We start from the raw sequence: 21,587 nt of genomic DNA on the forward strand, positions 1-21,587 counted from the left end.
CCGCGGCCCGAGCACGCCGCCGCACCCCACTGCTCACTCGCGGAGCGTCCCACGGGGGCCGTGCGGCCCCACAGGCTCAGGTGCGGGACGGGTCCGGCGTCCCGGCCAGCCGCGCGGCGCCGAGCGCCAGCAGCAGCGGCGCGGCGGCCGCGGCGGAGAGGACCGCCATCGAGCCGCCGGAGTCGTTGACGAGGACCTCGACGACGAGCAGCACCCCGAGGCTCTTGAGGACGGGAACGAACCAGCCCGGCACGAGCGCTGCCCCGCGCGGGACCGGCCCCGCCCACGGCGTTCCCCCGGGCGCCGGCTCGGTGACGGGGTCGCCTGTCTCCCGCGGCGTGGCGGCGCCGTCGGTCACGGGGCAGTGCGCCGTCGTCGGCTCCGGGCCGACGAGCGGCGCGTAGCCGGAGCGTCCCGCCCGCCAGGCGCGCAGCTCGCGTCCGAGCCACCACAGGAGCGAGCCCACGACGGCGAGCGTCGCCACGCCCGCCGCCAGGGCCAGCGGGTTCGAGATGAAGGGCGCCACCACCGCGGTCGCCTTCCGGAGGATCGTCGTGCCGGCGGTGCCGTCCTGGAGCTGCCCGATGAAGCGTCCCAGGTGCGTGCGCGAGCCGGTCGCGTGGTCGATGAGGCCGAAGAGCCCCACGGTCGCTAGGGCGATGACGGCGATGCTCAACCAGCGCTTCCAGCCGACGCGGCCGCCCGCCAGCGTCGAGGCCAGGGCGATGAGGACGGCGACGAGCGTGATCGCGCCCCCGACGTCGGCGCCGAGCGTGGGGAGCCCGTCGACGAGGAGCGCCAGCGCGCCGGGGAGGAGGACGCCGACGACAGCCGCGGTGCGCCGCGAGCGGCGAGTGCGCTGCTCCGCCACCCACGTGCCCGCCGCCGCTCCCAGACCCACCGTGAGGGCGGCGGCGGCCAGGGCGAAGGCCGTGTTCGAGACGCCGTAGAAGCGGCCCGCGAGGACGGCGTCCATGCCGAGCGTGCCGTCGAAGGCGAGGGGGGCGCCGGCGGCGGCGTCGGCGAGGATGAGGGCCGGGGTGCACAGGGCGAGCAGGAGCGCCGTGAGGGCGAGGGCGGTTGGGACCGCGCGCGGCGCTGGCGGGCGCAGGGCGTCAGGGAGCGGCGACGGCGTGGTCGTGACCTCGGTGCCCTCCTGGGCGCCGTCGGGCGCGGGGCGGAGCGCCTCGTCGGACTCGTTGGCGGGACGGCGCTCCTGACGGGCTCGAGCCGCCTCCGCCATCTCGACCCGGTGCCTGCCCACGAGCAGCCGGTCCCGCAGGGCGACGATGACGCGCGACAGCCCGTGCAGGACCCCCGCGAGGACGAGCGCCAGCGCCGCCGTCGTGCCGACCGCGACGAGGGAGGACCACGCTGAGGGGGCGTCACCCTCCGCGCCGACGCGCCACCACGGCACCACCGAGGCCAGCCACGCCCCGCCGGGCAAGGCCGCCACCGCCGTCGCGGCGAGGGCCGTGCCGTGCAGGCGGGCCCGGCCGCGGGGTCCCCGGAGGACCTGCGACGCGATGACGACGAGCGCCAGCGCGGACAGCACGATGAGCAGGGAGACCGGCAGCGTCGAGTCCTTCGAGGCTCGGGCTCGCAGGGCGTCGTCGACGAGGGCGCTCACCCGCGCGGGCACGGACGTGCTCGACGCCGAGTCCGTGCCGCTCCCGGATCGCAGCGTCCCGTCCATGCCGCGCTCCCTCAGCGCCGTCAGCCCGGAGCCACCGGTCGACGGAAGCGTGAGGGCACCGCCGGTGACCGCCGTCGGCACCTCGCTCGTGAGGTCCTGAGAGAGCGTCGCCGTGAGGTCCGTGGTCTGGACGAGACCGCGGCGGTGCGTCGAGGGGCTCGCCGGCAGTGGTGCGTCCGCGGCCGCGGAGCCGGAGGTGCCGGCCGAGCCCTCCGCCCCGTCGTCACCGCTCGTGCCGGCGGGGAGGATCGCCGCCTGGAGGCCGGCCGTGGCGGGGTCGGCGAGGGAGACGACGATGACTCTCGCGTCGTCGGGCAGCTCGCCGAGGGCCGCGAGGACCGCGTGCGCCGAGGCGGCCGCGGTCGGCAGCGCGTCGGCGTCGGCGGAGCCGGACCCCGCCGCGGAGGAGGCGCTCGCCGTCGGGCTCGCCTCGGCGGTCGCGTTCGCCGAGGCCAGGGCGGAGGAGACCGAGCTGTCAGTGAGGTCGACGACGGTGAGCGCCGGGAAGCCGGAGGCGGAGAGCGCCCCGAGGGTCGCCTCCTCGCGCGGCGCCGTGCCGGTCGAGCCTGTGAGGGCGAGGACGGCGCCCCGACCGACGGCCGCGTAGCCGACACCCGCCGCGGTGAGGGCGTCGGCCAGCGCACCGGGCTCCGCCCCGTAGCCGGCGGCCTGCGACTCGTCGGCGGCCTCACGCCACGAGGAGGGCCAGCCGCAGGTGGCGGAGGCGTCGTCGGAGGCGGGCAGGGCCCGTGTGCGCGCGCCGGCGCCCAGGGTCAGCCAGGCGTCGGCGGGGCAGGTGCGTGTGCCGGCGGTGCGCTGGACGAGGTTGACGGGGACCTGCGACGAGGAGACCTCGAGCAGAATGCGGGCGTCGGCGTCGCCGGACTCGGCCGCGTCGACGAGGTCCGCCCAGGACAGCCCCGTGGTCGCGAGGACGACGAGCGGGGAGCGCGAGGCGCTCGCGGACGACGCCGTCGTGCTCGTGAGGCGCTGCGCCGTCGTGCCCGTCGTCGTGGCGGCGTGAGCGGGCTCGGCCCAGGCGGTGCCGACCATCGCCGCCACCATCCCGATGACGGTGAGCAGCACGATGACGTAGACGACGACCCGCACGAGGTGCTTCTGCCTGCCGCGGCGAGGATCCTGGCTCACGCGCCCAGGCTACCGGTGGGGTGCGAGGGGAGGCTGAGACGCACGGCGGGGTCGGACGGCCCGCCCAGTACGCTCGCCGCATGACGTCGCAGAGCTCGCCGACCGCGCAGGCCGCGCCCACCTGGTCCTTCCTCGGCCCCGCCGGCACCTTCACCGAGATGGCCCTGCGGCAGGTCGCCCCCGACGACGTCGTCCTCGACCCGTGCCAGGACGTGCCCACCGCCCTCGACCGCGTGCGCGACCGCACCGCCGACGCTGCCGTCGTGCCCATCGAGAACTCCGTCGAGGGCGGGGTCAACGCCACCCTCGACAACCTCGTCGTCGGCGCGCCCCTCGTCATCGCCGCCGAGATGGCCGTCCCGATCACCTTCGTCCTCGCCGGGCGCGAGGGCGCCGCGCTCGCCGACGTCACCGGCATCTCCACCCACCCGCACGCCTGGGCGCAGTGCCGCGGCTGGGTCCACCAGCACCTCCCTGAGGCCTCGTACGTCGCCGGCACCTCCACCTCCGCGCCCGCCAAGGCGCTCGCCGCCGCCGAGGACCCGGGCCGCCTCGACTACCAAGCCGTGCTCTGCAACCCGCTCGCCGCCGAGCAGTACGGCCTCACCGTCATCGCCGGGGGAGTGGCCGACAACCCCGGCGCCGTCACCCGCTTCGTCAAGGTGACCCGTCCGGGCGCCGTCGGGCCGTCCACCGGGGCGGACAAGACGACGCTCCTCGTCCAGGCCCCCGCCGAGCGCGCCGGCGCCCTGCTCACGATGCTCCAGCAGTTCGCGACGCGCGGCGTCAACCTCACGCGCATCGAGTCCCGCCCCACCGGGGACGCCCTGGGCCGGTACCGCTTCTCCATCGACGTCGAGGGGCACATCCGCGACGAGCGGGTTCAGGCGGCCTTCATCGGGCTGCACCGCACCTGCCCCTTCGTGCGCTTCCTCGGCTCCTACCCGCGGCTCGACGGCGCCCAGGTGGTCGTCCCCGCGGGAACGAGCGACAAGGACTTCATCGTGGCCCGCTCGTGGGTCGACGACGTCCTCGGCGGCCGCACGCTCTGAGGCGCGCACCCTGCCAGGAGCCCGCCAGCGCGTCCGCCGAGTCTGACGGTTTCCGGTCCGGACCGACGGCGTACCCGTCAGTCTCGGCGGGAAGGCGCGGGCCTCGGTGGGCGGCTTCGGCGGGAAAGCGCGGCTCGCAGCGGGTGGGCTCTGACTGGGCAGGGCGGTCGGGTCACGCGGCGGCGTCGCCGTCCTGCTCGGCGGAGACCCAGCGACGGCGCGGCAGGCGCGTCGTCGCCAGCACCCCCAGCGCGAGGAAGGCCGTCCCCACCCACAGGGGCGTGCGCGACCCGCGCGTGAAGTCCGCGCCGAGAACCTCCGCCACCTCCGGCCGTGCCGACGCCGGGATCGCCGCAGCCTCCCCCTGACCCGAGCGGACCGCGTCGATCACGGACCCGGCCGACGGCGCCAGAGCAGCCTCGATCCCCGCGGCGGCCCGCTCGGGAATCCCCGTGCTCGCCAGCGACCCCGACGCCGCGGAGGCCACCGAGCTCGCCAGGACCGTCGCGATGACGGCCACCCCCAGTGCCGAGCCGAGCTGGCGGACGGTCGACTGCGTCGCCGAGCCCTGGCCGGACCTCTCGGTCGGGACGTCCACGAGGACCGTGCCCGTCAGCTGGGCCGAGGCCATGCCGAGCCCGACGCCGTAGACGACGAGCGGGACGACCACCCGCCACAGTCCGCCGTCGGCCTGGATGAGGACCGCCAGCAGCGCCACGCCCGCCGTCTCGAGGACGAGGCCCGTGGTGGCGACGGTCGCCGGCGTCGTCGCCCGGGCGAAGGGACCGGCCGCACCGCCGGAGGCGAAGGCACCCAGGGCCATCGCGGCGAGCACCCAGCCCGCACCGATCGGGCTGAGGGCGCGCACGTTCTGGAGGTAGAGCGGCAGCACGAAGAGCAGCCCGAACTCGCCCATCGCGACAACGAGCGCCGCCACGTTGCCCCAGGCGAAGGACGGCAGGCGGAACAGGGACATGTCGAGCAGGACCTCGGCGCCCGCGGCGAGGCGCCGCAGCTCCAGGACGACGAAGGCTACGAGGGTGACGCCGCCCAGGACCAGGCCCAGTCCGGCGGGCGACACGGGCCAGTCGTGCGCCCACCCGGAGGCCAGCGGAGCCCACCAGCCCAGGGAGCGGCCCTCGATGAGCCCGAGGACGACGCCGCCCATGCCGATCGCGGACAGAGCCAGGCCACCGCCGTCGAAGCCTCGACGGGCCGCCTCCTCGCCGCGCGTCTGGGGCACCCACATCCGGGTTCCGACGGCGAGCAGCGCGGCGATCGGCAAGTTGATCCCGAAGACCCACCGCCAGGAGAAGGAGGTGGTGAGCCAGCCGCCGAGCAGCGGGCCGACGGCGGCGGCGCCGGAGATGGTGGCGCCCCAGACGCCGAAGGCGCTGGCGCGCTCGCGCCCGCGGAAGGTCGCGTTGACGGTGGACAGGGTGGAGGGCAGGACGAAGGCTCCGCCCAGGCCCTGGACGGCGCGGGCGACGATGAGTGTGACGGCGCCGCCGGCGAGTCCAGCCATGACGGATCCCGCGGTGAAGAGCGCGAGCCCGATGGTGAGGGTGGTGCGCCGTCCCCAGCGGTCCCCGAGGTCGCCGGTGGTGATGAGGAGGGCGGCGAAGATGAGGTTGTAGAGGGTGGTGACCCACTGGGCCTCGGTGTAGGTCAGGGGCAGGGAGGTCATCATCGTCGGGAGGGCGACGTTGACGATGGTGCCATCGATGACGATGAGCGAGACGGAGCCGGCGAGGACGCCGAGGGCCTTCCAGCGGTTGGGGGAGGGGGTGTCGTGAGGAGGCGTGCGCGTGGTCGCTTCCGTCCTCGGTCGTGACTGCGTGCTCACGGTGCCTCCCGCGTGCGGGATGGTCGTATCTGACATGATGTCAGTAAGGATATGACGCGGCGTCGCGAAAAGACCCGGACAGTTCACCCGGATCCGTCATCACCCCCCCCGCGAGAGGGGCATGACCGCCGAATCTGACGGTTTCCGCTCGACGTCGCCGTCCTAGCCGTCAGCCTCGGTGGGAAACCGACGTCCGCGGCTGGTGCGGAGCCGGATGCGCAGAGTCGGATGTGCGCGACGCCGTGGTTGGCGCTTCAGCCACGAGTGCCGGTGCCGGCACGGGCATTGGTATCGCACCGCTCCACACTGACGGTTTCCGGCCGACGGTGACGGTGTAGCCGGCAGTCTCGGCTGGAAACCGTCAGTCTCGGTGTCGCGGGTGTGGAGAGGAGCGCGGGAGCGGGGCTGGGGCCGAGCCTGCGTGGGCGCAGGAGTGGGCGTGAGCCGCCTACTCCCACAGGCCGCGGACTGACGGCGACCGGCGCAGCCGCCCCTCCCCGCCCAGCGCGGCTCGCAGACGTCGCAGCACGGCGTCCGGGTCCCGCAGCTCCCGCCACTCGACCCGCAGGACCCGCCAACCGTGCCGTCGCAGCACCATCTCGCGCGCCTTCTCGGCGCGAAGGTCCGCCCGTGAGGTGTACTTCGCGTACCCATCGAACTCCACGCCCAGCATGGCGTCCGGCCACGCGAGGTCGAGGTAGGCGTGGGTCCCGGAGCGGACGTCGTGAACGTGCTCCTGCTCCGTCGGTGACGGCAGCGCGCCCGCGGCCACGATCCACCGCAGGACGCTCTCGCCTGGTGACTCCGACCACGGACTCATGAGCGCGAGTGCTGCCCGAGCCCGCCGCACGCCTCGACGTGACCCCATGCTGGCGAGCCGTGCCGTGAGCTCCTCGCGCAGCTTCTCGGGGTCGCGGCCAAGGCACGCTCCCAGCCGGCGGCTCGGCGCGCACAGGGCCCTCATGCCGCCATCCAGCACGCAGACGGACTCGCGCACCGGAAGGTCGAGGGCGCAGTCCAGCATGGTGCGCTCGAGCGTGGTCACGCGCAGGCCGGAGACCATCGTTGTCTCGTCGTCGGCGAGGTCGCGATGTCGGCGGACGATGCTCGCGCCACGGCCCTTGAGCCGGCGGTCTCCCGCAGCGTATGAGACCCGCGGGAGGGGAGTCCGTGGGCGTGGGGCACGCGCCCGAGAGATGACCTGGACGTCCGGCTCCTGCTCCCAGCAGGGCAGTCCGTGGACGATCGCCGCGCACTCGTGGGACAGGGCCGGCGTCGACGGGCTCGCGAGAAGGGCTCCTGCGCACCTGGCAAGTGTCACCTCTCGCTTCTGCTCCCAAGGCTCGAGCCCTGACGTCGGTAGCAGGTAGACGCCGCGCGCGATCCGGAGCTCACCCGGGCGGCAGCCGCGATCCGAGTGGGACGAGGCGGCAGCGAGGCGCAGGCGCGGGAGCGGAGGGGGCTCTGGGTAGTCACTCACGGGCTCAGAGTGAGCGGGGTGGGGGTTGGCGCGTGGTCCGTGGTGGCCGGGTTGTGGAGCGGGGCGTCACGGGCTGGCCTGTGGAGCACGGCCCTGAGCAGCTGCGTCGACGTCGTCGGTGCTCTGGCGCCGCCCGCTGGCCTCGCCCGTGTCGCCTCGCTCGAGTCTGACGGTTCCCTGTCGGCGACGACGTCGCTGCTGTCAGTCTCGGCGGGAAAGTGACCTTGTACGTGGGTGCGGCACGGTTGGACGGGCGTGACGTCGTCGTCGGTGGCGCCCAGGCGCTGGCCTCGCCTCGCCCGTGTCGCCTCGCTCGAGTCTGACGGTTCCCGGTCCGCGATGACGGCGGTGACGACGGTCCCGGTGGGAAACCGTCAGACTCGGCGTTGGCTGGGGTGCTGGGGTGCTGGGATGCTGGGGTGGCGCTGCTCGGCGGGCGCAGGCGTCGATCGCACCCAGCCGGCTGGGCGCGAGCGGGCCGGCTCGTCGCTGCGGGCGCAGCGGTGCAGGGCAGCCCGCGTCAGGCGGGCCTGCGCACCAGCAGCGCGCCGGCGTCCAGCCGCACGCGCACGTCCCGCGTCGGCGGAAGCAGGTCGCCGTCGACCTCCACCATCGCCGGGGTGTCCAGCCGCACCCGTGCCTCGACGCCGCGGCGCAGACGCACCCGCCCGAGCGAGCGCTCCGGGCGCGAGTACGTGGCGGCGAAGGGAGGCAGCACCTGACGCGCCAGCGAGGTCCAGCCCGCCAGCCCGGCGACCGTGTCGATCGCCGCGAGATCCATGACGCCGTCGTCCATCGTGGCCGAGCGCATGAGCGTGATCCCGCCCGGCAGGCGTCCGCCGTTGGCGAGCAGGAGCGTGCGCGCGGTGAGCAGCTCGGTGGTGCGCTCACCGTCGGTGCCGGTGAGGTCGAGGGTCATCCCGAGCCGCGGCGACCACAGGTTCGCCATCGCGGCGACCGCGTAGGCGCCCCACTTGATGCGCGCCTTGAGCCGCGGCCGCGTCGAGGCGACGAGCCCGGCGTCGAAACCGATGCCGGTGACGATGATGCAGGCGTGCTCCGCCCCGAGCGTCGGCCGCGCCCATCCTCCCGGGGGTGTGCGCACAGCGGCGAGGGCCTCCGGGTCGGGCGCGCCCGAGCTCACCCAGGCCAGGTCCGCGGGTCGGGCCTCCCCGTGCGCCGCGGCATGGATGAGCGCGTCGAGGTCTCGCACGGGCAGTCCGAGGTTCCTCGCGGCCAGGTTGGCGGTGCCCAGCGGCAGGACGCCCATCTCGATGCCGGTTCCGGCCAGGGCCGCGGCGACGGCGCGCACGGTGCCGTCGCCGCCTACGGCGACGACGAGCTGCGCCCCGGAGGCGACGGCGAGGCGCGCCTGGGTGGGGCCCGGCTCGGCGAGGCTCGTCTCGAGCAGGTGCGTGCGGTAGCCGGCGCCGGTGAGCTTCCGCTCGACGCGCTCGAGCACCTGCGGGGTCACCGAGCGCTTGGCCGGGTTGACGACGACGCAGGCGAGCGGGCGGGGCATGCCGCCAGGGTAGGGGAGCGGTGGGTCCCCGTCAGCGCTTCCGGCAGCGTCTGCGGCCGGGGGGAAGTCCTCAGGCGAGCGGGAGCATCGGCAGGCCGGCGCCGCGCGCGAGCTCCGTGATGACGCTCGCGAGGTGCTGGAAGTCGCCGGTGCGCGAGGAGGAGCTGCGGTGGACGAGGCCGATGCGGCGGACGGCGGCGTTGTCGGCGAAGTGGGCGACGCCGTGCTCGTCGTCGTTGAGCAGGCCCAGCGCGCCCTCGGGGATGACCGTGACGCCGGCGCCGTGGGCGACCATGCGCACGACCGTGGACAGCGTCGTCGCGACGGCGACCGGCGGGTTGGTGCCGTAGCGCTGGCAGAGGGCGAGGGTCTGGTCGCGCAGGCAGTTGCCCTCGTCGAGGAGGAGGAGCTTCTCGTCGTCGAGCTCGGCGGGGCTGACGTCGCTGCGGCCGGCCCAGGGGTGGTCCTTGGGGGTGAGGACGACGAGCGGCTCGTCGTACATGGGGACGGCGGCGGCGCGGTGGAGGTCGACGTCGATGGCGATGACGGCGGCGTCGAGGCGGCCCTGGTTGAGCAGGTCGAGGACGTCGTTCGTGACGAGCTCGCGCAGCTCGGGCTGGAGCTGGGGGAGCTCGCGCGGCAGGCCGTCGAGCACGATGGGCGCGAGGTAGGGGGCGAGCGTCGGGATGAGGCCGAGGCGCATGGTGCCCGTGAGGGCGGCGCCCTGGTTGTTGACGGCCTCGGAGAAGGACTCGGCGGCGAGGACGGCCTCGCGGGCGTAGGGCAGGAGGGTCTCGCCGAGCGGCGTGACGAGGACGCGGCGCGTCGTGCGCTCGACCAGCTCACCGCCGACGCGCTTCTCGAGGGCGGTGATGGCCTGCGACAGGCTGGGCTGGCTGACGCCCAGGTTGGAGGCGGCCTCCCCGAAGTGCTGGTGGTCGCAGAGGGCGACGAAGGCCCGCAGCTGCGAGAACGAGGGCAGTGAGGAGGTAGGCATGAGAGGAGGTTCCCTGGTGAGGCCCCGGCCCCGCGCGGCTCGCGGGGCGCATGATGAGCGCTATATGGGTTCTGACTATAGGTCGTCGCAGTTCGAAAAGGAACTTCCGGTCATTACCTGATCATCACGATGTGTCCCAGAAGGAAGGGCTCTCGGCCCGGGTGGAGCCGGTCCCGGCCCGTCGTGGGCCGTGTGACACCGCACGCACGCCGCTCGACGGCGTCCACGCCCGCGAGCGGCGCCGCCCGCGGCCGCAGCGCGTCGCTAGACTCACCGGCATGATCGATCTCCGTGACCTCCGCGAGAACCCCGAGACCTACCGCGCCAGCCAGCGCGCCCGCGGCGCCGACGAGACCCTCGTCGACCGCATCATCGAGGCCGACGAGTCCCGCCGCGCCGACCTCGGCGCCTTCGAGTCCCTGCGCGCCGAGCAGAAGACCGTCTCGAAGTCCGTCGGCAAGGCCTCCCCGGAGGACCGCCCCGCCGTCCTCGCCCAGGCCAAGGAGCTCGCCGAGCAGGTCAAGGCCGCGGAGAACCGCGCCAAGGGCTCGGAGGCGACCCTCGACGAGCTCGCCCACCAGTTCCAGAACCTCATCGTCGGAGCCCCCTCCGGTGGCGAGGAGGACTTCGTCGTCCTGCGCCACGAGGGGCCCGAGATCCGCGACTTCGCCGCCGAGGGCTTCGAGCCGGCGGACCACCTCGCCCTCGGTGAGGGCCTCGACATCATCGACACCAAGCGCGGCGCCAAGGTCTCCGGGGCCCGCTTCTACTACCTCAAGGGCTGGGGCATGCGCCTCGAGCTCGCCCTCATGACGGCGGCGCTGGACAAGGCCGCCGAGCACGGCTTCACCCCGATGATCACGCCGACGCTCGTCTCCCCGCAGATCATGTCCGGCACCGGCTTCCTCGGCCTGCACGCCGACGAGATCTACTACCTGCCCACCGACGACCTCTATCTCACCGGCACCAGCGAGGTCGCCCTGGCCGGCTACCACAGCGACGAGATCCTCGACCTCACTGACGGCCCCAAGCGCTACATGGGCTGGTCCACCTGCTACCGCCGTGAGGCCGGCGCCGCCGGCAAGGACACCCGCGGCATCATCCGCGTCCACCAGTTCAACAAGGCCGAGATGTTCGCCTACGTCCGTCCCGAGGACGCCGAGGCCGAGCACCAGCGCCTGCTCGCGATGGAGGAGGAGATGCTCCACCTGGTGAACCTCCCCTACCGCGTCATCGACACCGCTGCCGGGGACCTGGGCTCCTCCGCCGCCCGCAAGTTCGACTGCGAGGCGTGGCTGCCCACCCAGGAGCGCTTCATGGAGGTCACCTCCACCTCCAACTGCACCACCTACCAGGCGCGCCGCCTGTCCATCCGCGAGAAGCGCGACGGCAAGACCTCACCGGTCGCCACCCTCAACGGCACGCTCGCCACGACCCGCTGGATCGTCGCCCTCCTGGAGAACAACCAGCAGGCCGACGGCTCCGTCGTCGTGCCCGAGGGCCTGCGCCCCTACATGGGCGGCCTCGAGGTCATCGAGCCCGTCGCCTGAGCACCCACCCCGAGCGGATCAGCGCGCCCGTGACCCCCGACGCCACCCCCGACGACGACCGCCTCCCGGTCGGGACGAGCCCCGTCTTCGGCGGCCCGACCCCCGACGACGGGGACGGCCGCCAGGCGGGGCGCGCCACCCGCGCCTCGGAGACCGTCGTCGCCGGGCCCGCCGGCACCGGCTCGGGCGCGCTGCCCGAGGGGGCGCTGGGCGGCTCGCCGGAGTACGTCGACGGCGGGTGGCCGGCCCGGCTCGGCCACGACGACTACCACGCCCTCGTCCGCGAGCGCGTCGCCGACCTCGACCGCCTCGACCCGGAGCGCGAGCGCCTCGTCCCGGGGCCCCGCCTCCTCGTCGCCCTCGACGTCGACGGCACCATCCTCGACATGGCCGGGCGGGTCTCCGAGCGCGTCATGGCGGCCGTCGCCCGGCTGCGCACCTACGGCGCCCAGGTCGTCATCTCCACCGGACGCGGCATCGAGGCGGCTCTGCCGGTCGCCCGCCACGTCGGCCTCACGGACGGCTGGATGATCTGCGCCAACGGTGCCCTCACGCTCCGGATGGATCCTGACGCCCCGGGCGGCTACGAGGTCGTCGAGTCCCTCACCTTCGACCCGGCGCCCGCCATCGACCTGCTCCACACGGCCCTGCCGGACGCCATCCTTGCCACTGAGGACCTCGAGCACGGCTTTCGCGGGTCGCGGCGCTTCCCCGAGGGCGAGCTCATCGAGGCCCAGACCGTGGTCGGGCTCGAGGAGCTGAGGGCAGAGCCCGTCACTCGCATCATCCTGCGCGCCCCCGGCGTCCCCGTCGAGGAGTTCACGGCCGCCGTCGACGCCGCCGGCCTCGAGGGCGTCGAGTACGCCATCGGCTGGACCGCCTGGCTCGACGTCGCTCCCGGCGGCGTCACCAAGGCCAGCGCCCTGGAGTCCCTCGCCGCACGCGTCGGCTCGGACTCCTCCCGTGCCGTCGCCGTCGGCGACGGCACCAACGACGTCGCCATGCTCACCTGGGCCGGCGTCGGGGCCGTCATGGGCTCCGCCCCGCAGGAGGTCAAGGACGTCGGAGACCTCGTCACCGCGGACGTGTGGCGCGACGGCTGCGCCGCCGTCCTCGACGCCATCATCGAGAGGACGCGAGACCTCGCATGACCCCTACCTCCTCCGGCTCTCTCACCCCCACCCGCACGCGGCTGCGTCGCGCCGGCGCGCTCGCCGCCGCCCTCGCGCTGGCCGGGAGCGGCCTCGTCGCCTGCTCCGGCTCGGCCCCCTCCGGTGACGCCACCGCAACGATCACCGGCTGCGCCGACCTCGACGGCGTCTCCGGCGTGTCCGGTCAGAAGGTCACCGTCGCCACCTCCTTCACCGGGGTCGAGGCGCAGCGCTTCGACCAGTCGCTCACCCGCTTCGAGTCCTGCACCGGTATCGACGTCGTCCAGAAGGGCTCCGACTCCCTCGAGTCCGACATGCGCGCCCTCGTCGAGCAGGTCGACGCCACCGGTACCGCCACGGCGGGTGCCAGCGCCACGAGCACCGCGGCGGCCACGACCGCCGACGCCGGAGCCGACGTCGCCGTCCTCCCGCAGCCCGGGCTGGTGGAGGACATGGCCGACGCCGGTCTCCTCAAGGCCCTGCCGAACTCCGTCAACGCCAACATCGAGGCCGGCTGGGACCGCTCCTGGGCGGAGGTCGGCACCGTCGACGGCACCGCGTACGCCATCCCGCTCCAGACCAGCGTCAAGTCGATGGTCTGGTACTCGCCGACCGCCTTCAAGGCCGCGGGGTACCAGGTTCCCACCACCTGGGCCGACCTCGTCGCCCTCACCGACAAGGTCGTCGCCGACCACCCCGACGGCTCCGTCACCCCGTGGTGCCTGGGGCTCGCCGACGGCAGCTCCACCGGCTGGGCCATGAGCGACTGGCTCGAGGACACCATCCTGTCCACCGAGGGCCCGGGCGCCTACGACAAGTGGGCCTCCCACGAGGTCGCCCTCGACGACACCACCGGCGTCAAGGCCCTCGACGCCGTCGGCTCCCTCGTCCTCGCCGACGGGCACGTCGACGGCGGACGCGAGGGCGCCGTCAAGGCCACCGTGAACGACGCCGCCGCGGACCTCGTCGTGGGCAAGTGCCTCATGCTGCACGGTTCTTCCTCCCTCGAGACGCTCCTGCCCGACGGCACGTCCGTCACGGACGCCGAGGGCGCGGGCGCGGTCGACGTCGGGGCCTCCGGCGAGACGGCCGCCTCCGGGACCCCGACGGCGGGCACCGACGCCTCGGCAACCGGCACCGCCTCCGCCACGTCGACCTCCGGTCCCGTCTCCACCGGTGACGCCGTGTCCGCCTTCAGCCTGCCCAGCGACGACGAGACCACCTCCCCGCTGCTCGTCGGCGGCGACTACGCGGTGGCCCTGCGCGGCTCCTCGGCCGACGAGAAGGCCGTCGAGGCCGTCCTCGACTACCTCTCGAGCACCGAGTGGTCCCAGACCCGCGTTCGACTCGGTGGCGTCGCCACCGCCAACCGCGGCGTCGACGCCTCCACGATCCGGTCCGCCGTCAGCCGGCAGGCCACCGAGCAGCTTCAGTCGCGCCAGTCCGTCATCCGCATGGACGCCTCCGACTCGATGCCCTCGCAGGTCGGCACCGACGCCCTGTGGGGAGCCCTCATGAAGTACGTCAACGGCGAGCTCAGCTCGAACCAGGCGCTCGCCGAGGCGGAGGACGCCTGGCCGAAGGACGACGCCGGCGTCACCTCGAGCGACGGCGCCGAGTCGACCGCGACGCCCAGCGCCGAGGAGCACTGAGTCGTCGCCGGTCCAGCCCACCCGGTCCAGTCGCCCCGTGCGGTAGCCTGCGGCCACGGGCGACGGGGCACCGCCGTCGCCGTCGAGGAGGACACCATGGGGCTGGGCTGGATCGGCGCCCCCGAGCACAACCGCTGGCTGTCCGACGAGACGCACGCGCTCCTGCGCTACGCACGCGCCGCCACCGTGCCCGCGGGATTCGGCTGGATCGGTGAGGACGGCGTCGTCGACGAGTCCCATCCCGTCGAGCTGTGGATCACCGGCCGCATGACCTTCGCCTTCTCCCTCGGCGTCCTCATGGGGATCCCCGGCTGCCGCCGCTACGCCGACCACGGGGTCCGGGCCCTCAGCACCGCCCTGCGCGACCACGAGCACGGCGGCTGGTTCTCCGCGATCCGGCACGAGCTCGACGCCGACGACCACGGCGTCCCCGCCGACCCCGACGGCCGCAAGGAGTGCTACCAGCACGCCTTCGTCCTCCTCGCCGCCGCCACGGCCACCGCCGCGAACCGGCCCGGCGCCACCGAGCTCCTCCGCGACGCCATCGAGTGCCAGGACCGGTACTGGTGGGACGAGGACTTCGGCATGCCGATCGAGTCCTACTCCGCGGACCTCACCGACCCCGAGGACTACCGCGGCATCAACGCCGCCATGCACACCGTCGAGGCCTACCTCGCCACCGCCGACGTCACCGGCGACGAGCGCTGGCTCGCCCGCGCCGTCCAGGTCATCGACTTCGCCGTCAACGTCCAGGCCCGCGCCAACGGCTGGCGGATCCCCGAGCACTACGACACCTCCTGGCGGCCCCTCCTCGACTACAACCGCGACCAGCCGGCCCACCCCTTCCGCCCCTACGGCGTCACCCCCGGGCACGGCCTGGAGTGGTCCCGCCTCACCGTCCAGGTGCGCGCTTCCCTCCTCGCCCGCGGCCTGCCCACCCCCGACTGGATGCTCGACGCCGCCGAGGAGCTCTTCGACCGCGCCCGCACCGACGGCTGGCGGGTCGACGGCGGTCCCGGCTTCGTCTACACGACGGGTTACGACGGCGAGCCCATCGTCCACGAGCGCATGCACTGGGTGGTCTGCGAGGGCGTGAGCGCCGCCGCCGCGATCCGGCGCGCCCTCCTCGACGACGGCCGCGGCGAGATCGAGGTCGAGCACTACGAGCACTGCTACCGCTCCTGGCTCGACTACGCCGAGCAGTACCTCATCGCCGAGCCCGGCACGTGGTGGCACGAGCTGGACCAGGGCAACGCGCCGTCGAGCCGCACCTGGGCCGGGCACCCCGACGTCTACCACGCGCTCCAGGCGACGCTCATGTCGCGGCTGCCCGTCGCGCCCGCGATCGGGCAGGCGCTGGCCGAGGGACGGCTCGACGACCCCGCCGCGCCGCTGCGCCCCCGCAGCGAGGCGCGCCGCCGCGGGCTGTTCGGGCGCGGCTGAGCGGGCGTCCCTGTACCGGCGCCTCCGGTGGTAAGGTTTTCCGCGCATGGAGAGGTGGCAGAGCGGCCGAATGCGGTGGTCTTGAAAACCGCTGTGCGCCTGGCGCACCGGGGGTTCGAATCCCTCCCTCTCCGCCGCTGACGGGGTCCCCGTCCTCCTCCGGGAGGGCGGGGACCCCGTTCGACGTCTGACTTCCATGTCGGTTCAGTCGTTCTCAGGACAAAGGTCCTGACCCGCGTTACCGTGACCTGGATCGCATCTTCGCCGATGACGTCGCGGTCCCGCCGCGACTGGCGAGGGAGGTCGCGCGCGCACCCCGGCGCGCCCTTGACGACGTGAGGTCCCCCATGAGCACACCCGTTCTCCACCAGCCCTCCAGCCTCTCCGAGGGGCAGCGCGCCACGCCGCCCTCGACCGGCGAGCGCCGACGCCGCGCCGTCGGGCTCGCCGTCGGCGTCGTCCTCGCCGTCGCCGCGTACCTCGCCATGCCGGCCGACGCCCTCAGCACCGTCACCGCCGTCGCCGCCCCCGAGGAGTCCGCCTCCATGACGGAGTCCGGCCTGCGCCTCACCGCCGCCGTCGCCATCCTCATGGGCGCCTGGTGGATGACCGAGGCCATCCCCCTGGCCGCGACCGCGCTCGTTCCCCTCGTCCTCTTCCCGGTGCTCGGCGCCGACACCTTCAAGGACACGGCGGCCCCCTACGCCTCGGGCACGATCTTCCTGTTCATGGGCGGGTTCATGCTGGCCCTCGCGATGCAGCGCTGGAACCTGCACCGGCGCATCGCCCTGCTCACCGTGCTCGCCGTCGGCACCCGGCCCAAGATGCTCGTGCTGGGCTTCATGCTCGCCACCGGCTTCATCTCCATGTGGGTGTCGAACACCGCGACCGCCGTCATGATGCTGCCCATCGGCACCTCGATCCTCGTCCTGACCGGACAGCTCGAGGATGAGAAGGACGGGACACAGACGCGCTTCGCCACCGCGCTCATGCTCGGCATCGCCTACGCCGCCTCCATCGGCTCCCTCGGCACGATCATCGGCACGCCGCCCAACACGCTCCTCATCGCCTACCTCAAGGAGACCTTCGACATCACCATCGGCTTCGGCCAGTGGATGATGGTGGGCGTCCCGCTCGCGCTCGTGTTCCTCCTCGTGTGCTGGTGGCTGCTCACCAGCGTCCTGTTCAAGCCCGAGATGGAGGAGATCCCCGGCGGCAAGGAGGTGATCCGGGAGGAGCTGCGCAAGCTGGGGCCCTGGAACGGTGGGGAGATCGCCGTCGCCGTCATCTTCCTCGCCGCCGCGCTGTCCTGGTCCCTCGCCCCGACCCTCCTGCCGGACTCCGGGCTCACTGACGAGACCATCGCGATGATCGTGGCCCTCATGCTCTTCCTCGTCCCCGCGCCCGGCCGCGGCGGCGTCCGCCTGCTCGACTGGGCCACCGCGAAGGACCTGCCCTGGGACGTCCTCCTCCTCTTCGGCGGTGGCCTCGCCCTCTCCTCGGAGTTCTCCAAGCAGGGCCTGTCCCTCTGGATCGGTGAGATGGCCAAGGGCCTGTCCGTCCTGCCCGTCGTGCTCGTCGTCGTCGCCGTGGCCGCGATGGTCATCTTCCTCACCGAGCTCACCTCGAACACGGCGACGGCGGCCGCCTTCCTGCCGATCATGGGCGGCGTCGCCGTGGGCATCGGGATCGACCCCCTGCTCCTCGTGGTCCCCGTAGCGCTCGCGGCCACCTGCGCCTTCATGCTGCCGGTCGCCACGCCCCCCAACGCGATCGCCTTCGGTTCGGGCTACGTCTCGATGGGGTCGATGGTCAGGGCGGGCATCTGGCTCAACCTCATCGGGATCGTCCTCATCGGGCTCACCGTCTTCCTGCTCGGCGTGCCCGTGCTCGGTATCAGCCTCTGAGCGGCCCGTCTGGGGCGGCGGCGCCGCGTCACTCGGGAGACGGAGCGCGGCTCTGGCTGCGTCCGTCCCGGGGGCGCCGCGCCGTCGCCGACCTTTTGCCTCGCGGCCTCGCGCTGGGGTAACCTGCGCAGGCCGACAAGGCGTCTGGAGACGTCGCATAGTGGCCTAGTGCGCTTTCCTGCTAAGAAAGTTGGGGATAAAACCCCTCGGGAGTTCGAATCTCCCCGTCTCCGCTGGATGACCCCGGAACCGTCCAGGTTCCGGGGTTCTTCGCGTCCGGGGACGGCAGGGCGGGTAGTACGGCGGAACCGGCCGTCGCCGGGCCACGGACCTGGGGTGACGTCCCGCACGGTCTGCATGCGGATCCGCCGGGATGCATGAGGTCACAACCCCGTAACGTCACGGACGGATAACGTCTCCTGCGATCGGGAGCACCCCGCCCCGTCATCCCCTGCCCGGAGCGCCACGTCGACGTGCGACCCGGGCGTCCGTCTCACAGGAGGACACCGTGCGCCTGCACATCCCAGCACGGCGTGGGCTCGCCGTCGGCGCCGCCGCCATCACCCTGGCGGCGCTCGTCGCGCCCACAGCCGCGGCCGCGCCGACCACCACGTCGGACACCGACCCGTCGGCCAAGATCACGACGAGCCTCACGCTCTCCGACGGCAGCAAGGCCGAGAACGTCCCGAACCGCTGGTTCGTCGAGCTCTCCTCGCCGTCCGAGTCCGAGGGCACGCCGGCGTCGACCATCAAGCACGAGCAGAACGAGCTCAAGGACGCCCTCAAGGACGCTGACATCGACGCGACCGTCACGCACGCATACGGCGAGCTGTGGAACGGTGTCTCCCTGTCCGTCTCCGACGACGACGTCGACGAGCTCGCGGCCCTCCCCGAGGTCCAGTCCGTCCAGCCCGTCGTCGTCATCCCCGATTCCAAGGACGTCGTCGCCGACGACGGCGTCACCGCCGCCGAGCAGGTCGAGGGCGTCTCCGCCCCCCAGATGGTGAACGCTCTCGACATGACCGGCGCCGGCGTCGCCCAGTCCCAGCTCGGCCTCACCGGCAAGGGCGTCAAGATCGGCATCATCGACTCCGGCATCGACTACGACCACAAGGAGTTCGGCGGCTCCGGTGTCTCCGGGCCCGAGCCCTCGAACCCGAGCTGGGACGGCTCGACCGTTTTCCCGACCTCCAAGGTCAAGTGGGGCTACGACTTCGTCGGCAACGCCTACGGCGACAAGTCCCTCCCCGAGGGCCAGGTCTACACCGCCCACCCCGACGCCTTCCCGGACGACTGCGGCGGCCACGGCACGCACGTCGCCGGTATCGCCGCCGCGGACGGCGCCGAGGGCACCGACGAGATCCGGGGCGTCGCCCCCGACGCCGAGCTCGGCGCCTACCGCGTCTTCGGCTGCGAGGGCTCCACCTCCTCCGACGTCATGGCCGCCGCCATGCAGATGGCCGCCGACCAGGGCATGGATGTCGTCAACATGTCCATCGGCGCCGACTACGTCGTCTTCTCGGGCTACCCGACCGCCGTCTCCGCTGACGCCATGGCTGACAGGGGCATCGTCGTCACCGTCGCCCAGGGCAACATCGGCGACAAGGGCCGCTGGACGATGGGCGCCCCCGGCTCCTCCAACAAGGTCATCACCGTCGGCAGCGTCGACAACGTCATCGAGACGAACTACTACCTCACGGTGAGCACCAACGAGGGCGGCAAGTACGCCTACGCCACGGCCTCCGGCTCCACCGCCGACGTCGTCCGCGACGACGCCGCCCAGTTCCCGCTCGTCGCCGCCGGCGACCCCGCCACCGACCCCGCCGCCGCCGAGCTGTGCGACCCCGTCGCCGACGGCTCCTTCACCGGCAAGACCGTCATCGTCCGTCGAGGCGACTGCACCTTCCGCCAGAAGGTCCTCAACGCCCAGGCCGCCGGCGCCACGGGCGTCATCATCGACAACAACACCGACGGCGTCATCTCCACCGACCTCTCCGGCACCGACGGCCAGACGATCTCCATCCCCGTCGCCTCCATCTCCCAGGCCGACGGCGACGCCATCCGCGCCGCCCTCACCGACAGCTCGACGCTGACCTTCACCACCGAGCACACCGAGTTCCCGGTCGCCACCGCCGGCAAGGTCTCCGACTACTCCAGCTGGGGCCTCAACTCCGACCTCAACCTCAAGCCCGACGTCGCCGCCCCCGGCGGCCTCATCTGGTCGACCTGGCCCCTCGACCACGGCGGCCCGTACAAGACCATCTCCGGCACCTCGATGGCCACCCCGTACACCGCCGGCTCCATCGCGCTCATCCTCCAGGCCCACCCGGAGATCAAGGACCTCCAGGGGACGGCCGCCAAGGACGCCGTCGCCTGGCGCCTGCACTCCACGGCGACGCCGCTCGCCTGGACCGGCGGCGACGACGCCTCCAAGCTCGAGCCCCTCGCCCGCGAGGGCACCGGCCTCATCGCAGTCGACAAGGCGATCGAGGCCACCACCGAGGCCTCCCCGAGCGTCCTCAACCTCGGCGAGTCGAAGAACGGCCCGACGACGACCTCGGTCACCATCACCAACCACGGCGCCAAGCAGACGACCTACGACCTCGCGCACACCGACGCCGTGACGGTCACCGGCGTCTCCGCCACCCCGACCGAGGGCACGACCGCCCCGGCGACCGTCTCCACCGACGGCACCTCCGTCACCGTCAAGGCCGGCGCCACCGCGACCGTGAAGATCACCATCACCGCCCCCGAGGGCGTCACCGACGGCGACTTCTACTCCGGCTGGGTCACCCTGACCCCGCACACCAACCCGTCCAACATGGACGAGGTCGGCGACGTCATCCGCATCCCGTACTCCGGCGTCGGAGGCAACCTCGCCAGGGCCGACGTCTTCGGCGTCCAGTCCGGCTTCGGGCCCTACCTCGCCGACCTCAAGGGCGACCAGATCGACCCGACCTCCTACGTCTACGGCGACTCCGCCATGGACGACCAGGGCGCCTACGAGGACCTCCCCGTGCTCCGCTTCGGCTACGACATCCCGATCCAGAAGTCCCGGCTCTCCGTGTCCAAGGTCAACGAGGACGGCTCGCTCGGCGAGTCCCTCGGCCTGGTCGACTTCTCCGACGACTGGCACGCCCGCACCGAGACGAGCTACTACCTCTGGCACGGCTCCTACACCAAGGGGGGCAAGACCCTGCAGGCGCCGTCGGGCCGCTACGCCCTCACCCTGGAGGCCCTGCCCGTCGGCGGCACGGCGTCGGTCGACTCCGACTGGGCGACCTGGACCTCGCAGCCCTTCTCGCTGACGTGGAAGACCGACGGGTACCTGCCCCAGTCCCAGCTCAAGGTGACGAGCCCCAAGGGCGCCGAGGCGCTCACCGATGACAACATCTTCACGGACGCCACCGTGCAGGGGGCTGACGCCACCTACCGGGTCGACCTCGGCGGCACCTACAAGGCGAGCTCCGTCCAGCTGACGCAGAGCCTGAGCGAGCTCGACAACCGGGTCTCGTCGGTCACGGTCTACGCCTCGACGAACGGGAAGACCTACAAGCGGGTCATCGCCGCGGACCTGCCGACGGTGGACGACAACGGGCCGGACGACTCCGAGTCCGATCCCTTCGTCATCACCTTCAACAAGCCCGTCAGGGCCAGCTCCCTCAAGATCGTCGCCAGCAACGACTCTGACGGCGCCACGGCGACCTCGATCGCCGAGCTGCGCGTCGCCGGGACCGCGGTCAAGCACGGCAAGAGCGGCAAGTGAGCGCGCGCTGAGCCGTCAGTGAGAGCCCGGGACGGGCAGGTTCGGCCTGCCCGTCCCGGGCTCACGCTCGGTAGCGCCCCCCGGCCCGCTGTGCTGAGCCTCACGGGATCTCGATTTGGCGGCGGATCCGGCCGCGAGTAGGGTTCCTGTTTGTCGGCAACGACATGCGCCAGTAGCTCAATGGATAGAGCATCTGACTACGGATCAGAAGGTTGGGGGTTCGAGTCCCTTCTGGCGCACCAACGCCCCGTCATCGGCTGAACAGTCGGTTGCGGGGCGTTTTCCATGCTAGGGGGCGGTTCACAGCGAGGCGGGCCAGCCGCGAGGGCTGCTCCTCCGCCGTCGGGCCACGGCGCCCGGCCGGGAGCGCCGGTGC

12 protein-coding genes and 3 tRNA genes are annotated in these 21,587 nt (G+C 73.1%); 10 read left to right on the plus strand and 5 right to left on the minus strand.

The window, feature by feature from the left end:
* Positions 1-76: 76 nt before the first annotated feature.
* Complete coding sequence (locus tag IXW69_RS04550; protein ID WP_194785189.1) at positions 77-2,845, minus strand: hypothetical protein; 2,769 nt, start codon at positions 2,843-2,845, stop codon at positions 77-79.
* An 80-nt stretch (positions 2,846-2,925) separates the two neighbouring features.
* Here IXW69_RS04550 and pheA point away from each other — a divergent pair, with 80 nt between their 5' ends.
* Positions 2,926-3,897, plus strand: coding sequence for a prephenate dehydratase (gene pheA / locus IXW69_RS04555; RefSeq protein WP_194785190.1), 972 nt, complete (start codon positions 2,926-2,928; stop codon positions 3,895-3,897).
* A 172-nt stretch (positions 3,898-4,069) separates the two neighbouring features.
* On the opposite strand, the gene IXW69_RS04560 is transcribed toward pheA, so the two are convergent.
* From IXW69_RS04560 to IXW69_RS04575, 4 genes are all read right to left on the minus strand, one after another.
* A complete protein-coding gene (locus IXW69_RS04560) occupies positions 4,070-5,779 on the minus strand; it encodes an MFS transporter (RefSeq protein ID WP_194785191.1) in 1,710 nt (569 codons plus the stop codon).
* Between the two features lie 412 nt (positions 5,780-6,191).
* Positions 6,192-7,064, minus strand: a complete 873-nt coding sequence (locus IXW69_RS04565; RefSeq protein ID WP_194785192.1) for an endonuclease domain-containing protein — start codon at positions 7,062-7,064, stop codon at positions 6,192-6,194.
* Between the two features lie 679 nt (positions 7,065-7,743).
* Positions 7,744-8,745 carry a diacylglycerol/lipid kinase family protein gene (locus IXW69_RS04570; RefSeq protein WP_194785193.1) on the minus strand — a complete coding sequence of 334 codons (1,002 nt, stop codon included), beginning with the start codon at positions 8,743-8,745 and terminating at the stop codon, positions 7,744-7,746.
* Between the two features lie 70 nt (positions 8,746-8,815).
* Complete coding sequence (locus IXW69_RS04575; protein ID WP_194785194.1) at positions 8,816-9,742, minus strand: LysR substrate-binding domain-containing protein; 927 nt, start codon at positions 9,740-9,742, stop codon at positions 8,816-8,818.
* 278 nt (positions 9,743-10,020) lie between these two features.
* Between IXW69_RS04575 and serS the strand changes: the two genes are divergently transcribed.
* The 9 genes from serS to IXW69_RS04620 all read left to right on the plus strand — a co-directional run bounded on the left by serS (position 10,021) and on the right by IXW69_RS04620 (position 21,453).
* The gene (gene serS, locus IXW69_RS04580) at positions 10,021-11,292 is read left to right on the plus strand and encodes a serine--tRNA ligase (RefSeq protein WP_194785195.1); all 1,272 of its coding nucleotides are present in this window, start codon (positions 10,021-10,023) and stop codon (positions 11,290-11,292) included.
* Positions 11,293-11,321: 29 nt separating this feature from the next.
* Complete coding sequence (locus IXW69_RS04585; protein ID WP_323745175.1) at positions 11,322-12,443, plus strand: HAD family hydrolase; 1,122 nt, start codon at positions 11,322-11,324, stop codon at positions 12,441-12,443.
* Complete coding sequence (locus IXW69_RS04590) at positions 12,440-14,095, plus strand: ABC transporter substrate-binding protein (protein WP_194785196.1); 1,656 nt, start codon at positions 12,440-12,442, stop codon at positions 14,093-14,095. Before IXW69_RS04585 ends, IXW69_RS04590 begins: the two co-directional genes overlap by 4 nt.
* 96 nt (positions 14,096-14,191) lie before the next feature.
* Positions 14,192-15,538, plus strand: coding sequence for an AGE family epimerase/isomerase (locus tag IXW69_RS04595; RefSeq protein ID WP_194785197.1), 1,347 nt, complete (start codon positions 14,192-14,194; stop codon positions 15,536-15,538).
* Positions 15,539-15,586: 48 nt separating this feature from the next.
* Positions 15,587-15,672 (plus strand) — tRNA-Ser (locus IXW69_RS04600).
* A 213-nt stretch (positions 15,673-15,885) separates the two neighbouring features.
* Positions 15,886-17,445, plus strand: coding sequence for an SLC13 family permease (locus tag IXW69_RS04605; protein ID WP_194785198.1), 1,560 nt, complete (start codon positions 15,886-15,888; stop codon positions 17,443-17,445).
* Between the two features lie 146 nt (positions 17,446-17,591).
* Positions 17,592-17,678 (plus strand) — tRNA-Ser (locus IXW69_RS04610).
* Positions 17,679-17,953: 275 nt separating this feature from the next.
* Positions 17,954-21,211: a S8 family serine peptidase gene (locus tag IXW69_RS04615; RefSeq protein WP_194785199.1), complete on the plus strand. Its 3,258-nt coding sequence runs from the start codon at positions 17,954-17,956 to the stop codon at positions 21,209-21,211.
* Between the two features lie 166 nt (positions 21,212-21,377).
* Positions 21,378-21,453: transfer RNA gene (locus tag IXW69_RS04620), tRNA-Arg, on the plus strand.
* Positions 21,454-21,587 lie beyond the last annotated feature (134 nt).

Source organism: Actinomyces haliotis, assembly GCF_015355765.1.
In the GTDB taxonomy this organism is placed as follows: domain Bacteria; phylum Actinomycetota; class Actinomycetes; order Actinomycetales; family Actinomycetaceae; genus Actinomyces; species Actinomyces haliotis.

Coding starts and splice junctions, on each gene's coding strand:
- pheA (WP_194785190.1), top strand. CDS start 2,926: ATGACGTCGCAGAGCTCGCCGACCGCGCAGGCCGCGCCCACCTGGTCC.
- IXW69_RS04560 (WP_194785191.1), bottom strand. CDS start 5,779: ATGTCAGATACGACCATCCCGCACGCGGGAGGCACCGTGAGCACGCAG.
- IXW69_RS04595 (WP_194785197.1), top strand. CDS start 14,192: ATGGGGCTGGGCTGGATCGGCGCCCCCGAGCACAACCGCTGGCTGTCC.
- IXW69_RS04590 (WP_194785196.1), top strand. CDS start 12,440: ATGACCCCTACCTCCTCCGGCTCTCTCACCCCCACCCGCACGCGGCTG.
- serS (WP_194785195.1), top strand. CDS start 10,021: ATGATCGATCTCCGTGACCTCCGCGAGAACCCCGAGACCTACCGCGCC.
- IXW69_RS04605 (WP_194785198.1), top strand. CDS start 15,886: ATGAGCACACCCGTTCTCCACCAGCCCTCCAGCCTCTCCGAGGGGCAG.
- IXW69_RS04575 (WP_194785194.1), bottom strand. CDS start 9,742: ATGCCTACCTCCTCACTGCCCTCGTTCTCGCAGCTGCGGGCCTTCGTC.
- IXW69_RS04570 (WP_194785193.1), bottom strand. CDS start 8,745: ATGCCCCGCCCGCTCGCCTGCGTCGTCGTCAACCCGGCCAAGCGCTCG.